The following is a 13,819-nucleotide window of genomic DNA, read 5'->3' as shown; positions in this document are numbered from 1 at the left end:
GCCGCGACCTCACGCCCGGCGGCGCACAACGGTTGCGAAGGCGGTATCAGATCCTGCCGGCCGAATCGAACAGCCTGATGTAGTGCATGAGCTTCTGCTGATAGCCGTCACGGCAGCTGTCCTCCATAACCTGGGCGGGTTTCTTCTTGACGCTCGCCTGCGCGCGCTCGGCGAGCTCGCGCTCGAGCGCATCGAACCACGCTTCGCCCAGCTCCGTGTACAGGTTCACCTTCTGCACGCCCGTCTTCACGGCGCGGCGCAGGCTGTCGTCGCCGGTGCCCGAGCCGCCGTGCAGCACGAGCGGGATATCGAGCATGCCGCTCAGGGTCTCGAGCAGGTCGAACTCGAGATGCGGCGTGCCCTTGTAGGTGCCGTGCGACGTGCCCACGGCGACCGCGAGGCAGTCGACGCCCGTGCGCTCGACGAACGCCGACGCCTCCTCGGGGCGCGTGAGGCCGGCGTCGCGGGTCTGCTCGTACTCCGCTCCCACGCCGACATGCCCGAGTTCCGCCTCGACCGAGACGCCGACGGCATGGGCGATGCGCACGACCTCCGCGGTCTGGGCGACGTTCTCCTCGAACGGAAGCGTCGAGCGGTCGACCATAACGGAGCTGTACCCCGCGCGGATGGCGCGCATGATGTGCTCGAACGGCCCGCCGTGATCGAGATTGAGCGCCCAGGGGATCCTGGGGTGGCGCGCCCCGACGAAGCGCGCGATATCGCCGGTCACCTCGATATCCATGGCAAAGCCCACGTCGAGGATGATGGGCGCGTCGAGCTCCTCGGCCGCGCGAAACGCCGCCTTGACGCTCTCCTCGTTGTACACGTTGGGCGCCGCGACAGCATATCCGCCCCGCTTCGCCTCGATGAGCAGATCCCGCATCGGCTCGAGCATGACAATCAGTCTCCCTCTGATCGCTGAGAGCTATATGACACTTTAGAATTTATATCTGTTTAGCGACTGTAGCAAGTGTTTATAGCATCTTTCTCAAACTTTAATTGTAGTTTCTAAAGTCTTTTCTGAAAAACGAGGCGAATACTCGAGAGGTCTTTTAGAATTTCAATGAGAACCGAAAGGACACGCCCATGATGAACGAACGCCGCGAGGCCATCGTGCGCCTGGTCAACAACCAGGGCAGCGCCACCATCACGCAGCTGAAGGACGCCTTCCCCGAGGTGTCGGAGATGACCATCCGCAACGACATCAAGGCGCTCGACGCCGAGCACCGCCTCGTGCGCATCTACGGCGGCGTGCGCTCCATCGAGACCGCGGTCGGCGCGGACGGCCTCATCGACCTGCGCCGCAGCAGAAACGTCGCGGCAAAAGGCGCCATCGCCCGCAAGGCGGCGGGGCTCATCGCGGCGAACACGCACGTCTACCTCGACTCGGGCAGCACGGTCGCCGCGCTTGCCGCGAGCCTTCCCGACGTGCAGCTCCAGGTGTTCACCTGCGGCATCTACAACGTGCTGGAACTCGGCAAGTACAGCTACATCAAGACGATCGTCCCCGGAGGTGCGCTCAACCGCTTCAACATGTGCCTGCACGGGAGCCGAGCGGTGCGCGAGGTCTCGCGCATGCATTTCGACCAAGTGTTCATCGGCGCCTCCGGCTACTCCCCGGATTCCGGGTTCACCTGCGGCTCCGACGAGGAGGCCGAGCTCAAGCGGGTCGCCATCGCGCGCGCCGACACGCGGATCATGCTGCTCGACTCGAGCAAGGTCGACCGCACATCGACGTTCACGTTCTGCGATATCAGCGACCTCGACGTCATCGTGACCGAAGGGGACCTGCCGGACGAGCTGAAGATGCGCTGCGAGAAAGCCGGCGTGCGCATCCTGTAGGCCGCAAGCAGGCTGCGGGCACTCCGCGCGCAAACAAATCGGGCGGCCGTGCGGCCGCCCGAAATCATGATCTGTAGGCTGATGCGACCGATGTCGCCCCCGCGACGTCAGCTCGCGTAGGAGAACGTCGTGACGTCGAACATGCCCTCGGGCCGGATGCGCAGCGTCGGGATGACCGGCAGCGGCAGGAAGATCACGCCCATGATGGGATCGAGCGGGGGCTCGATGCCCATAGCGCGCGCCTGCTCCATGAAGCGCTCGTGGTCCTGGGCGACCTCCTCGGCGGTCCCCTCGCTCATAAGCCCTCCGAGCGGCAGGTCGATGCGGGCGACGACCTCGCCGTCGCGAACGAGAACGTGCCCGCCCTGGTGCACGTTGCTCACGGCGACAAGCATGTCCTCCGGATTGTCGCCGACCACGCAGATGTTGTGCGAGTCATGACCGATCGTCGAGGCGATGGCGCCGCCCGTGATCGTGTAGCCGCGAAGCCATCCGCATCCGATATGCTTGCCCACAAGGCCCAACCCCGCGGGCCCGTCGCCGTCCGCGCCGGCCTCTTGCGCAAAGCAGCCGCGCCCGTGGCGCTCGATGAGCGCGATGCGGCGCAGCCCGTCGGCCGACTCCGGATGCGCGATCCCAGTCACGGCGTTGCCCGGGATGACGTCGATGACCGCCTCGCCCGGACGGAACGGATAGGAGAACACGTCGAGCGAGAGCTCGGGCAGATGCACCGAGCCGCGCAGCTCGTCGGCAAGCCGACGGACCTCATCGTTTGCCGGGGCGATCTCGCCCACGAAGCGCCCGTGCTCGGCGACGAGCACGCCCGCCGCATACACGGCGGCAGGGGCCTCGGCAAACGTCAGGTCATCGAGCAGCAGCAAATCCGCGCGCTTGCCGGGCGCCACCGCGCCGCGACGCTCGCGCGCATCGCCCATCCCGTGATCGAAACCGAAGCACTCGGCCGCCGACAGGGTCGCCATGGAGATGGCGCGCACCGGATCGATGCCGTGCTCGATCGCCAGGCGGCAGGCATTGTCGATCATGCCGGTCGCCAGCGCATCGGAGGGCGCGCGGTCGTCGGTCGCGAAGCAGCAACGCCGCGAGCGCGCGGGGTCCTCGATCAGAAGCGGCGCGAGCTGCTCCAGGTCATGGCTGCACGTGCCCTCGCGCAGCATGATGTACATGCCGCGCGACAGCTTGTCGAGCGCCTCTTCGGGCAGGGTGCACTCGTGGTCGGCGATGATGCCCGCCGCGGCGTATGCGTTCAGGTCGAGGCCCGACACCAAGGGGGCGTGCCCGTCGGTCAGGCCGGTAACCGTGTGGCGGGCGGCATCGATGCGCGCGCAGGTCTCCGAATCCGCCCCCGTCACGCCCGGCATGTTCATCATCTCGCCCAGACCGAAGATCTCGCCCGGATGCTCTGCGAAAAACGCCTCCATGTCGGCCGCCGAGATCTCGGCGCCGGCCTGCTCGTCGGGCAGCGCCGGCACGCAAGACGGCATCATGAACTTGATGTCGAGCGGAGCGCGGCGGGCGTCGGCGATCATGAACGCGAGGCCGTCGAGGCCGCACACGTTGGCGATCTCGTGGCTGTCGGCGATGGCGGTCGTCGTGCCGCGGGCGAGCGCCATGCGCGCGTACTCCGCCGGGCGGATGTTTGACGACTCGATATGCAGATGGCCGTCGATGAGACCCGGGCAGAGATAGCGTCCCTCGCAGTCGACGACCCGCTCGGCGTCGTAGCGTGCATCGTCGTCACGGCCATCGAAGAGGACGCCCACGATGACCCCGTCCTTCACCGCCACCCGACCGGAAACGACCCGATGGCCGTACACGTCCACGATCTGGGCGTTCGTGAACAGCGTATCCGCCGTCACGCGCCCCTCCGCCGCGTCGATGATGCCTTGCAACTGCGTAGATGACATGCCGCGCGCCCCTTTCTGCTGCATTCTCACAGCACGTACCGTATCTCCATCTTACCGTGAGAGCCGCCCCGCACGCCAGGCGACGCAAAAGGGGCCACATCCCGCGCAAACAGCGCATCGGGCGCGTTCGTCACGTCGCCCTCGAATCAGCGCTATGCTATAGCACGACCGTCCGCCTCATTGGGAGGTGAGCCACATGATCGAGATCGCCGTCTGCGATGACGAGCAGCCCTCGCTGGAGCGCTCGAGCGAGCAGGCGCGCTCCAGCGCAGCGCGCCTGCACCTCCAGGCCGACGTAGTTCCCTATACGCGCAGCGACGCGCTCCTGTATGACATCATCGAGGACGGGACCCATTTCGACCTGCTGCTTCTCGACATCGAGATGCCGAACGTCGACGGCATGGACCTCGCCGCGCAGATCAAGCCCCATCTTCCCGATGCCAAGATCATCTTCATCACCTCGCACACCGAATACGCCATAGACGCCTTCGAGCTTTCGGTGTTTCGCTACGTCCCCAAATCGGACATCGATCAGCGCCTGCCGCGCGCGCTCGACGACGCCCTGCGCATCATCGCGGTCGACGCGGACCGTTCGTTTGCATTCGAGCGCGCGGGCCGCATGGAGCGCATCGCCTACCGCGCGATGGACTACATCGACCGCAGCGGCAAAGACTGCGTCATCCACCATGCGGGATCGGAATCGCGCGTGCGCATGAGCCTGCAGGAGCTGGTCTGCGCCCTCGATTCCGATGAGTTCATCTTCATCGACCGGGGCATCGTGGTGAACCTCACGAAGGTCAAGCGCGTGCGCGGGCAGTCCGCCCTCCTTTTGGACGGCACCGAGCTGCCCATCAGCCGCGGGCGCCTCAAGGAGACGAAGCGGGCGCTCGCCGTCTTTTGGGGGTCGAAGCTATGAGCGCGCCCCTCGTCGCGCACGTCGCGCTGCTCGCGGCGCTCGGCGCGCTGACCGCCCCCGCCGCGCTCGCCCTGCTTGAAACCGACAGGCGCCAGCGGCTCATCGCCGCGGCCCTCGGCGCCGTCGCGGGCGCGATAGCGGGTGCCGTGGACCTCATCGGCTCTTTGCCCCTTTCGGGGGAGGCGGCGCTTGCCGTCGCGCTCGCCATCGGGCTCATCCTGCTTTCCCGCCGCGGCGCCCAGGCGTCGATCCTTGCCGCCTACGCCGCCGCGGCCACCGCTTTCACCTGCGGCGATACCTTGGCGGCAGCCGCCCCCGCCGCGTTCTCCCATCTCGACCCGGTCCTGCCCCATGTCATCGGGTCGGCGCTCGCGCTCGCCCTCAGCGCGTCCGGCGAAGACCCCGCCGGCGAATCGGACCGCCTGACGCCGCTGTCGACCCCGGGCCTGAAGCGCCTGGGATTCGCGGCGGTCGCCTGCCTTGCACTCACCGTAGCGACCATAGGCGAGGCGGGCGCGGCGGGCGATGCCGGGGCGCCCGTCCGGCTCGTGATCTGCGCCACGCTCATCCTTCTCTACCCGATAAACGCCGTCAACGCCCATGCGGCCCAGCAGCAGCGCCTGGCAGACGCCGCGGCGGCGCAAGCGGAGCTCCTCGAGCGCAACTACCGCACGCTCCGCGAGTCGTATGAGCAGAATTCCCGTCTCTACCACGATTTTCGCAACCACCTGGCAACCCTGAAGGGCTATGCGCGCGCAGGCGACATGCCCGCCGTGAGCGCCTACATCGACGCGCTCGTAGGGCCGCAGGACGCGGGCGGCAGCGCCGCGTGGACGGGCGATCCGGCCATCGACCATCTTTTCGCCCTCAAGCAGGCGCGCTGCGCCGAGCTGGGCATCGCCGCGGATTTCGACGTCTGCCTGCCTCCCAACACCGGCATCCGACCGGCGGACCTCAGCACGGTGGTGGCAAACCTGCTGGACAACGCCATCGAAGCCGCCGCGCAGGTTCCCGAGGGCCGTGCGCGCACCGTCCGCCTGACGGCAAGGCGCGTGAACAACATGGTGATCATCAAGGTCGAGAACACGGCCACAGGGCCGGTCGAGGCGGACGGCGAGGGCCGCATCGCGACCACCAAGGAGGACGCGGAGCATCACGGCTGGGGTCTGAAAAGCGTCGAGGCGACGCTCGACCGCTACGATGGGAGCCTGTCGCTCACCAGCACCGACGACAGCTTCTGCGCGATCGCGACCATGTGCTTCGACGGCGTGCGCGATTAGCGCTTTCGTGCCGAGCGCACCCGCCCCCCCGAACGGACGAAAACCCACCCGCAATTCGCGGACAATACCCTGCGATTCACGGACAAATATGCACGGGGCCCTCTCTTTTGCGATGCTCGGGATGCACCGCAGGAACCAGACAAAAGGAGCATCCCATGAGCCGCCACGTCTATATCCGCATCGCCATCGCCATCATCCTCGGCATCGCCGCGCTCATCTGCCTGGCGACCATGAACGTCTCGGGCCTTCTGCTCTGCGGCTCCCTGTCCGCGATCATGGCCCAGGGCGCGCGCATCGCCGCCCGCCGCGACCGCGAGGGGCGCTAGTCATGGAGACCTCCGAGCTGTTCGGAATCTCCGGGCTCTCCGCGTGGTACGGAACGGCCGACCCCGTCATCGAGGACGTCGCGCTCTCGATCGCACGCGGCGAGGTGGTCGGCGTCATCGGCATGAACGGAGCGGGCAAGACGACCCTGTTCAAGGCGATCGCCGGCGTGCTGGGCACCTGCCGCTATGACGAGGCCCGCCTCGACGGACGACGCGTGGGCCTCACGGACCGCGCCGTGAAGCGCCGCCGCATCATGGTGTTTTCCGATGAGCGGGCCTTCGGCAACTTCACCTTCCTCGAGTACCTGTCGTTCGTGTTTCGTGCCTACCGCACGCCGCTCGCGGACTGCTCCCGCATCGTGCAGGGCTTCGGATTCGAACGCTACGTGGAGACGCCCCTGCGGGAGCTGTCGCTCGGCAGCCGCAAGAAGGCGTCGCTCATCGCCGCGTTCGCGCTCTCCCCCGACCTGCTCATCCTCGACGAGCCCGTGAACGGGCTGGACTTCGAGAGCACCGAGTACCTGTACCGCCTCATCCGAGGCTACCGCGAGCACGGGTCCGTGCTGTTCTCCTCGCACGTGCTGGAGAGCGTGTGCCTCACCTGCGACCGCGTGCTGGTGCTCGAGCGCACGGACGGCGCCGGGCGCACACGCAAGACGTTTTCCGGCGAGGAGATCTCGCCGGCATCGATTAGGAGCGTGCTGGGCCATGACGAGCTGTAGGGCGTTCATGCAGATGTATTTCGGACGAGGGCCGAAAGCGGTCATCGGCCCGCTCGTCGCGGCGCTTGCACTCTACCTGGCCGCGCAGAGCCTGAACCCGACGTTTAACATCGCCCCCGCGGTCGTGCTCGCCGCGACCTCCGTGGCCATGGCGGCCGACGCGATCGCGTCTTGGAGCTCCCGCGCCGCCGCCATCGAGATGGAGGCGGTGTGCGCCCTGCCCGTCACCCCGCATGATGCCATCGCCGGATACGCGGCCGCCGCCCTGGCGCACGGGGCGCTCACCAAGCTCGTCCCCCTCGCCGCCGCGCTGACCGCGCTCGGCGCCCCCGCGCAGACGTGCATCGCGGGGTGCGGGATCGGCACGGTCGTCGGCGGCGCCACGTTTCTCGGCATCGCCGCGATCCGCGGTGCCCTCGGCTGCCCGCTGCGAGGATTCTCCCTCCGGACGCGACGCGCGCTCGCGGCGAGCGCGCCGGGCTCCTCACGGGGCAGCGCGTGCGTCCTCATCGCGCGCCGCCTGATGTCCAGCGGCTCGATCCTGGCGAACACGGCGGGATTCGCCGTGATGGCCCTGGCGCTCCCCTTGCTGCTCGGGGATATCGGACCCGTGATGGGCGTCCCCATCGGCCTCGCGATCCTGTCGATCAACACGCCCCTGTGCACGGTCGCATCCGGCGAGCCCGATCTCTCGGACGAGCTTGCCATGCTGCCCGATTCCGGCCGGATGTTCTTCATCCCCTACGCCGGCATGCTCTTTGGCGTCTTTCTCGCCACCGACGGCCTCTTTCTTGCCTCATGGGCGCTGGCACACGGGCTCGATGCGCGTTTTACCGTGCTCGCCGCCCTCATGGCGGGCGCCGCCGCCTGCGCGAGCGCCGCGCTCGAGCGCTTCCGCCCGGTGCGCGGCTGGTCCGCCGAAAGCGATCTGTGGCGCCATCCCCGCAAGTACCTGGTCCCCTTCGCCCTCTTGCTGCTGGGCCCCATCGCCTCCATCGCGCTGCTGGGATGACGCCGGCCGGGCTGCCCGGCCCGCAGGAACCGACGTATCCACGACGGTCTTACAGCGGCCCATGCAAACGTTCACGCCCAAGGGGTGTCCCCGATTTGCAAAAGTGCACGCGGAAGGTACGTCCCCGAATTTGCAAAAGTGCACGCGGAAGGTACGTCCCCGAATTTGCAAAAGTGCACGCGGAAGGTACGTCCCCGAATTTGCATGCTTGTGCTAGTTATGAAAAAGCGGGTGCCGAGATTGTTCTCGGCACCCGCTCCAGGGATTCAGCTTGTCGGCGGACTTGACGCCGCGCTGCTACACCAGGCGCGCGAACTTGCGCTTGCCCACCTGCAGCACGACGCCGGCGTGCAGCAGCTCCGGGTCGACGTTGTAGGACTTGGGCGCGACCGGCTGCTGGTCGATCTTGACGCCGCCGCCGTCGATCAGGCGGCGCGCCTCGCCGGCGGAAGGAGCCAGGCCGGCATCCTTCAGCACGCCCGCCAGATACACCTTGCCCTCGTCGTTCACCTCGAGGTCGACATGGATCTCGGCGATGTCCTCGGGCAGCTGGGACTGCTTGAACACGCGGTCGAACGCCGCCTCGGCCTCCTCGCCCGCGCCGGCACCGTGGTAGGTGTCGCACAGGTCGCGGCCGAGCGCGCGCTTGAGCTCATAGGGGTCGGCGGAACCGTCGGCCAGCGCGGCCTCGATCTTGTCGACCTCGTCGGGCGACAGCGAGCTCGCCAGGCGGTAGTACTTGCCGATCATCTCGTCGGGAATCGACATCGTCTTGCCGAACATATCGGCCGGCTCGTCGGTCAGGCCGATGTAGTTGCCGTAGCTCTTGGACATCTTGCGCACGCCGTCGGTGCCCTCGAGCAGCGGCATGGTGAGCGCCACCTGGGGCTCCATGCCCATCTTCTCCATGAGCTCGCGGCCGGCGAGCAGGTTGAACAGCTGGTCGGTGCCGCCCATCTCGACGTCGGCGTCGATCTTCACCGAGTCAAAGGCCTGCATGACCGGGTAGAGGAACTCATGCAGGGCGATCGGCGTCTGGCTCTGGTAGCGCTTGGTGAAGTCGTCGCGCTCGAGGATGCGCGCGACCGTGAACTTGGAGCACAGCTCGAGCATGCCCTTGAGGTCGAGCGACAGGATCCAGTCGCCGTTGTGGACGATGGTCGTCTTCTCGGGATCGAGGATCTTCATGGCCTGCGAGACGTAGGTCGCGGCGTTGGCCTCGACCTGCTCCTGGGTCAGCTGCGGGCGCGTCGTGTTCTTGCCGGACGGGTCGCCGATCATGGCGGTGCCGTTGCCGATGATGAGGGTCACCTTGTGGCCGAGGTCCTGGAACTGGCGCATCTTGCGCAGCGGGACGGCGTGGCCGAGGTGCAGATCGGGGCTCGTGGGGTCGACACCGAGCTTGATGTTCAAGGGCACCCCGCGCTCGAGCTTCTTTCTGAGGTCGGATTCGGGCACAATCTGTGCAGCGCCCGAGGTGATGATGCGCATCTGCTCATCAACTGGCAGCATACCTGCGTCCTCCTAAGTCTCTAGCACCCTCGCCCGGCAACCGGCGGCCACCTCAGGCGGTGCTCATTCGCATGCAACCGTTTCAGTGTAGCGGAGTTGCGCGAACGGGGGCGCAAATACGTCAACCTATCACACCCGACGCGCGGCGGACGTCACAGCTGGCCGTGGTAGGCGAGGATGGACTTCTTGCCGAACCATTGCGCCAGGCGATAGTTCATGTAGTTGTCCATGTTGTCGTAGATGTCGCCCATGAAGAGCACCTTGGGGCCGACCGTGTAATACGGCACGTCGACCTCGTCGCTGTCGCTCGACTCGATGATGGTGTAGCGCTCCCAGACCTCGCGGTCGTAGGCGGCGGCCTCTCCGGAGAGCAGCGAGCGGGCGGCGGAAACCGAGGTCAGGTCGTCGGCATGGCGGCTGTCGAGCGCGAGCGCGCCGACCGAGCCGACGATGAGAAGCAGGCAGGCGAGCACGTAAGCCGCATACGCCCGCGGGCTGGAGAACAGGCGGGGCCACGCCGCGCGCTCCCCCGTATCCGCCGCGCGCGCCTCGGCCAGGCGGACGATGCGGCCGACCGCCCACATAACGCAGATGAACGCGAGGACCACGAACAGGTCGTAGCGGATGTTCTGGACGCGGCCCGGCCCGACGTTGCCCATCGAGTAGAACGTGGGCGTGAAGCTCGCCATGAACAGCGCGAGCGACAGGCCGGCGACCGCCAGAGGACGCGCAAACGAGCAGGTCGAGCGCTTGGCGGCAAGCACCATGAAGGGAAGGGCCACCGCAAGCGCGCAGACGAGGCAGCCGTTCGACCACAGCACGACGTACTCCATGCCGGACAGGGCGCTGCTGGCAAGCGTGAGCACGACGCCGAGGTTGTCGCCAGCGAACTGCGACGCCTGGCGCGCCGCGTTGCCGGGCGCCGCCATGGACACCGCGAAGCCCGCGACGAACACCACGAACGCCGGCACGATGAACTTGAGCCTCCCGCGCGCCTTGAGCACCGCGGCGACGCATGCCCCGCCGAGCAGGAGCGCCGACACGATGCCCGTCACGAAGTTGCCGCCGGCGACCACGAACGCAAGCAGCACCAGCGCGACCGCGCGCACCGCAGAGCCCCGACCGGAAAGCGGGCCTTTGCGCGTACGGCCGCGGACCAGGCGCACCGAGAGGCCCGCCATCACGAGCATGAGGGCGTGGTAGAACGTGTAGTAGATCGCGGCGTTGTACCAGTAGATGCCCTCGACCGGGCTCGGGAGCAGCTGCATCTGCAGCAACAGGATGAGGCTGGCGAACGCGACCAGGGGCAGCCGGCCGGCGTCGAGCACGTCGCGCACGAGCACCGAGGCGAAGTACCACGTCGCGAGCATGAGCGCGGCGAGGATCCCCACCGCGCCGAGCCCGTAGAGCGCCTCGCTGAACACGCCGGGCTGCAAGGCCATGAGCACGATGGCCGAATAGGTGCCCTGCCAGGAGAAAAACGTGTCGTGCGCCTCCTGCAGCGCGGCGCCGATCGCGTCTATCACGCTGCCGCCCGCCTGCAGCGCCAGATGCGCATCGACACCGTAGTGCCAGTCGTCGGCGAAGCTGTGGTTGTACGGACAGATGGCAAGAAGCGGCACGAGCGCGGCGACGAGCAGGACCACCAGCGCCGCCGCCGACGCCAGGTAGACGGCGCGCCATCCCAGGCGAGGGGCCGAACCCGAGGCGTCGGGCGGTATGATTTCGAGATCGTGGTCAATATGCCCATCGAACCGGGGCGTTTCGGGGCGTTTGAAGTGCGCGGGGGCGGTCGAGGCGCCCGTTTGGACGGAATCTCCCCTCGTTGAATCTGTCGTTATGGCCATCTTGTCTCCTTTGTCAGTTTGAAGAAGGACATCAGAGGCCGCGAGAACGCCCCTCGAGCCTCATGATTCCCGGTTCGATGGGTAAATTGACCACGATTCGAGAATCATAGGGAACCGTTGATGCATTTTGCCAGTTCCGGTCCGGCAAAACGCGCGGAATCGAGCGGTTTGGGCACCCCGGACGCACGATGCGCTGCAACTCCACCGGGTGATGGGTTGGTTGGGGACGCGTTCGTTTCAACCCATTCTTGACGAAGTGACGGTTTCTGGGTTGGTTGGGAACGTGTTCGTTTCAACCCATCCAGAAACCGGGACCGTGTCGACGAACACGGCGCCGAGGCCGCGGGCGGCAAGCGTGTGCGCCAGGCCCCGGCGATCTTGCGGGTAGGCATCGAAGATGCGCGTGCGTCCCCAGATGTCCACGGCGACGGGCAGACGGGTGCCGTCCGCCTCCACGAGATAGCGCGCAGCGGACCGGCGCGCGCAGGCGGCATGGTCGCCGTCGCAGGGCCCCTCGGCCGTGAGCAGGCAGTGCTCGCAGATCATGAGCTCGGGCGAGCCGGCGACGCGCACGCCGCACGAGCCGGCGGGGGCCGCGTCCACGAGCGCGCGCACCTGGTCGTCCGCAAGCTCGTCGGGAAGCCAGACGCGCCGGGCGCCGAGATCGAGCAGCCAGCGCACCGTCGCGCTGTTGGTCGCCGACACCGGCGCCGCGACCTCGAACGCGGCCCCGCTTTCGCGCGCAAGCTCGATGGCGCCCAGGTTGCGGCACACCACCGCCCGCGCCCGCGCGCACAGCTCGCGCACGCGGGGCTCGTCCGAGACGCGGCACGGCTCGTCGAGCACGACCGTCAAGCTGTCCAGCAGCTCCTCCCAGCCGGGATCCTCGGCGATCCGATACGCGTGGACCGCGACCTCGTCGACGCCGCCGTCGGCGAGCAGGGCGCGCGCGTCTTCCGGCGTCGCCGCCGCCACGATCCGCGCGGGCGCGCCGCCGCCCGCGCCCGACGGGCGCTCGCGCACGGCCGCGACGGGGCCGCCTTCCCGCTGCGGCACCGGTACGGGGGCCTCGAGGCGCCCTGCCTCGGCGCGCAGCGCCGCCACGGCAGCCTGGGCCTCGCTCAGCACGCGGGAGCTCGCGGTCAGGTGGACGGGGCTGCCCGTGCCCACGCGCCGCTTGCAGCGCACGCGGATCCGATCGCCTGCCGCGCCCGACACCTCGCAGGGCACGAGCGGAAAGCGTCGCGGCACGTCGGCGGGGGCGTCCGGGGGCAGAACGGTGCGGATCTCGAGCGTGTCGCCCGCCTCCACCGCCTGCGTGAGCTCGACGACCACCTCGTGGTGGCCGCGCTCGACCACGGTCCCCACGCGCACGCCCTGGTTGATGGCGCGCTCGAAGCTCATGAGCTCCGCGCCGGAGGTGCCGCGCAGGTACGCATCGGTCAACCCCCGGTTGAACGAGCGACCGAGCTGGACCTCGAGCTCGTCCAGGGCGCCATCGTCGAGCGCCTCCCCCGACGCCAGCGCATCGAGCGCCGTCCGGTAGGTGCGCACGACGTTGTACACGTAGTCGGGGTTCTTCATGCGCCCTTCGATCTTCAGGGCGGCCACGCCGGCGTCCGCGAGCTCGGCGAGATGGCGGATCGAGCAGTAGTCGCGCGGGCACAGGAGGCGCTCGCCGACGTCCTGCGCCACGGGGAGCCCCCGCCCGTCCTCGAGGCGATAAGACAGGCGGCAGGGCTGCGTGCAGTCGCCCCGGTTGGCGGAGCGCCCGCGGCGCAGGGCCGAGAAGGAGCACGACCCCGAATAGCAGATGCAGATGGCGCCGTGGCAGAACACCTCGACCGGCACGCCCTCGGCGCACAGCCCGGCGATCTCGGCCACCGAGAGCTCGCGGGCGCACGTCACGCGCTCGACCCCGAGCTCCCGGGCGGCGAGGCGCGCGCCCGCCGCGGACATGACGCCCGCTTGCGTCGACAGGTGCAGCTCGAGCCCGGGCACCTGCTCGCGCACCAGGCGGGCCAGCCCCGCATCGGCCACGATCAGCGCGTCGGCGCCCGCGGCGAAGGCCCGCCGCGCCAGGTCGACGGCGGCCGCCTGCTCCCCTTCGCGCAGATAGACGTTCTCGGTCACGTAGACGCGCACGCCGTGGTCGTGGGCAACCCGGCAGGCGCGCGCGAACGTGGCCGGATCCATATCGCGGGCGGCGGCGCGCGCGTTGAAGGCGCCGAGCCCCGTATACACGGCGTCGGCACCGGCGGCGACCGCCGCGAACAGCGCATCGGCCGACCCCGCAGGGGCCAGCAGCTCGGGCACGGGTCTTCTCACGTCGTTCGCCCCTCCTTCGACAACAGGTTGAAGCAGCACGTCTGCCAGCCTTAAGGCAGTATGCAAACGGTCTGGAATTTGACACCGCTCAGGATACACGACAGCACCC

Annotated in this window: 11 protein-coding genes; 6 read left to right on the top strand and 5 right to left on the bottom strand. The window is 68.2% G+C overall.

Going from position 1 to position 13,819, the window contains the following annotated elements:
* Positions 1-46 precede the first annotated feature (46 nt).
* Positions 47-895 carry a class II fructose-bisphosphate aldolase gene (locus QVN30_RS01310; protein ID WP_289835111.1) on the bottom strand — a complete coding sequence of 283 codons (849 nt, stop codon included), beginning with the start codon at positions 893-895 and terminating at the stop codon, positions 47-49.
* Positions 896-1,086: 191 nt separating this feature from the next.
* On the opposite strand from QVN30_RS01310, the gene QVN30_RS01305 reads away from it, so the two are divergent.
* On the top strand, positions 1,087-1,842 hold the full coding sequence (locus tag QVN30_RS01305; RefSeq protein WP_204587786.1) for a DeoR/GlpR family DNA-binding transcription regulator: 756 nt from the start codon (positions 1,087-1,089) through the stop codon (positions 1,840-1,842).
* Between the two features lie 107 nt (positions 1,843-1,949).
* Here the strand turns inward: QVN30_RS01305 and QVN30_RS01300 are convergent, their stop codons facing one another.
* Positions 1,950-3,767, bottom strand: coding sequence for an adenine deaminase (locus QVN30_RS01300; RefSeq protein WP_289835110.1), 1,818 nt, complete (start codon positions 3,765-3,767; stop codon positions 1,950-1,952).
* Between the two features lie 196 nt (positions 3,768-3,963).
* Here QVN30_RS01300 and QVN30_RS01295 point away from each other — a divergent pair, with 196 nt between their 5' ends.
* The 5 genes from QVN30_RS01295 to QVN30_RS01275 all read left to right on the top strand — a co-directional run bounded on the left by QVN30_RS01295 (position 3,964) and on the right by QVN30_RS01275 (position 8,023).
* Positions 3,964-4,683 (top strand): LytR/AlgR family response regulator transcription factor, encoded by a 720-nt coding sequence (locus QVN30_RS01295; protein WP_204571083.1) that lies wholly within the window; start codon positions 3,964-3,966, stop codon positions 4,681-4,683.
* A complete protein-coding gene (locus tag QVN30_RS01290; protein ID WP_289835109.1) occupies positions 4,680-5,963 on the top strand; it encodes a sensor histidine kinase in 1,284 nt (427 codons plus the stop codon). The genes QVN30_RS01295 and QVN30_RS01290 overlap by 4 nt, the downstream gene beginning before the upstream one ends.
* 155 nt (positions 5,964-6,118) lie before the next feature.
* Positions 6,119-6,289 (top strand): hypothetical protein, encoded by a 171-nt coding sequence (locus QVN30_RS01285; protein WP_154018726.1) that lies wholly within the window; start codon positions 6,119-6,121, stop codon positions 6,287-6,289.
* Positions 6,290-6,291: 2 nt separating this feature from the next.
* Positions 6,292-7,011, top strand: coding sequence for an ATP-binding cassette domain-containing protein (locus QVN30_RS01280; RefSeq protein WP_289835108.1), 720 nt, complete (start codon positions 6,292-6,294; stop codon positions 7,009-7,011).
* On the top strand, positions 6,998-8,023 hold the full coding sequence (locus QVN30_RS01275) for a hypothetical protein (protein WP_289835107.1): 1,026 nt from the start codon (positions 6,998-7,000) through the stop codon (positions 8,021-8,023). Before QVN30_RS01280 ends, QVN30_RS01275 begins: the two co-directional genes overlap by 14 nt.
* A 297-nt stretch (positions 8,024-8,320) precedes the next feature.
* Here the strand turns inward: QVN30_RS01275 and tyrS are convergent, their stop codons facing one another.
* The 3 genes from tyrS to QVN30_RS01260 form a co-directional block, all read right to left on the bottom strand.
* Positions 8,321-9,535 carry a tyrosine--tRNA ligase gene (gene tyrS, locus QVN30_RS01270; protein WP_273358489.1) on the bottom strand — a complete coding sequence of 405 codons (1,215 nt, stop codon included), beginning with the start codon at positions 9,533-9,535 and terminating at the stop codon, positions 8,321-8,323.
* Positions 9,536-9,687: 152 nt separating this feature from the next.
* Positions 9,688-11,382 carry a hypothetical protein gene (locus QVN30_RS01265; protein WP_289835106.1) on the bottom strand — a complete coding sequence of 565 codons (1,695 nt, stop codon included), beginning with the start codon at positions 11,380-11,382 and terminating at the stop codon, positions 9,688-9,690.
* A 237-nt stretch (positions 11,383-11,619) separates the two neighbouring features.
* Positions 11,620-13,710: a U32 family peptidase gene (locus QVN30_RS01260; RefSeq protein ID WP_289835105.1), complete on the bottom strand. Its 2,091-nt coding sequence runs from the start codon at positions 13,708-13,710 to the stop codon at positions 11,620-11,622.
* Between the last annotated feature and the right edge of the window lie 109 nt (positions 13,711-13,819).

Origin of the sequence: Collinsella ihumii, assembly GCF_030385545.1 — a bacterium.
Lineage (GTDB): Bacteria > Actinomycetota > Coriobacteriia > Coriobacteriales > Coriobacteriaceae > Collinsella > Collinsella ihumii.
Note: the sequence above shows the minus strand (reverse complement) of the source record. Positions and strands in the feature narration are given on the sequence as shown.

What these genes read in the sequence shown, in the direction of transcription:
- QVN30_RS01275 (WP_289835107.1), top strand. Translation starts at nt 6,998, where the DNA reads ATGACGAGCTGTAGGGCGTTCATGCAGATGTATTTCGGACGAGGGCCG.
- QVN30_RS01280 (WP_289835108.1), top strand. Translation starts at nt 6,292, where the DNA reads ATGGAGACCTCCGAGCTGTTCGGAATCTCCGGGCTCTCCGCGTGGTAC.
- QVN30_RS01285 (WP_154018726.1), top strand. Translation starts at nt 6,119, where the DNA reads ATGAGCCGCCACGTCTATATCCGCATCGCCATCGCCATCATCCTCGGC.
- tyrS (WP_273358489.1), bottom strand. Translation starts at nt 9,535, where the DNA reads ATGCTGCCAGTTGATGAGCAGATGCGCATCATCACCTCGGGCGCTGCA.
- QVN30_RS01310 (WP_289835111.1), bottom strand. Translation starts at nt 895, where the DNA reads ATGCTCGAGCCGATGCGGGATCTGCTCATCGAGGCGAAGCGGGGCGGA.
- QVN30_RS01300 (WP_289835110.1), bottom strand. Translation starts at nt 3,767, where the DNA reads ATGTCATCTACGCAGTTGCAAGGCATCATCGACGCGGCGGAGGGGCGC.
- QVN30_RS01295 (WP_204571083.1), top strand. Translation starts at nt 3,964, where the DNA reads ATGATCGAGATCGCCGTCTGCGATGACGAGCAGCCCTCGCTGGAGCGC.
- QVN30_RS01265 (WP_289835106.1), bottom strand. Translation starts at nt 11,382, where the DNA reads ATGGCCATAACGACAGATTCAACGAGGGGAGATTCCGTCCAAACGGGC.
- QVN30_RS01290 (WP_289835109.1), top strand. Translation starts at nt 4,680, where the DNA reads ATGAGCGCGCCCCTCGTCGCGCACGTCGCGCTGCTCGCGGCGCTCGGC.
- QVN30_RS01305 (WP_204587786.1), top strand. Translation starts at nt 1,087, where the DNA reads ATGATGAACGAACGCCGCGAGGCCATCGTGCGCCTGGTCAACAACCAG.